This window comes from Xenorhabdus budapestensis, assembly GCF_002632465.1.
In the GTDB taxonomy this organism is placed as follows: Bacteria; Pseudomonadota; Gammaproteobacteria; order Enterobacterales; family Enterobacteriaceae; genus Xenorhabdus; species Xenorhabdus budapestensis.
Genome location: NZ_NIBS01000118.1, coordinates 1 through 772, shown reverse-complemented (window position 1 = coordinate 772; position 772 = coordinate 1). Strand labels below are relative to the sequence as shown.

Here is a 772-nt window from a genome sequence, read left to right as displayed (position 1 = left end):
TAAGCTGGCTGATCCCGATAATGCACGCCTGAGTAACCGGGCATTGGGTATCGCGGATACCAGCCGCAAGGGAACGAAAATGGCGCTGGCACCGGCTGCGTTCCGGGACATTTTTCAGCAGGTGGAACAAAAAGACCGGCGTGTCGCGGCGGTGATGCAACTGGCGTACGTGCTGGGACTGCGTACCAAAGAAGCGGTGGAAGCCTACAAATCGTTAGCGACCTGGAAAAAATCACTGGAAAGCGGGCATACCTCTGTGCGGGTGGTGTTTGGCACCAAAGGTGGACGTCCACGGCAGACATTGATATTAGATCGGGAAGCCCTGCAACACGCGATTGCTTATGCTGAACGCGAGCAGACCGGGCGTGGCGGTAAACTGATTGATAAACCGACGATCACGCAGGCCATCGACCGTTACCGCTATATTGTCAGACGTGCGGGACTGAGCGGCAATAAAGCGCCACACAGTATGCGTTATCATTTTGCTCAGCAATCCGGGGAACATTATATAGCGCAAGGATTCAGCGAGCAGGAAGCGCTGGCACTGGTGTCGATGGATTTAGGGCATGGCGACGGGCGCGGACGTTATATTAAGCAGGTGTATTACCAGAATATTGAGGGCGAATAAGTTGTATTGGAGCACACACGGTCTGCTGCTCTGGTCATTGGAATATGAGCAAAGCAATCTTGAATCTTAGGCGATTATTCCTATGTTATCGCTAACTCATTTCTGGACATTTTCGAGTTAAAGCATTAACTTTAACTCGCTTAT

1 protein-coding gene is annotated in these 772 nt (G+C 51.4%); it reads left to right on the top strand.

What is annotated here, in order from left to right; all coding sequences use genetic code 11:
• Window positions 1–628, top strand: a 628-nt coding sequence (locus tag Xbud_RS19155; protein WP_099137546.1) for an integrase domain-containing protein, incomplete at its 5' end; no start/stop codon positions are given.
• Window positions 629–772 lie beyond the last annotated feature (144 nt).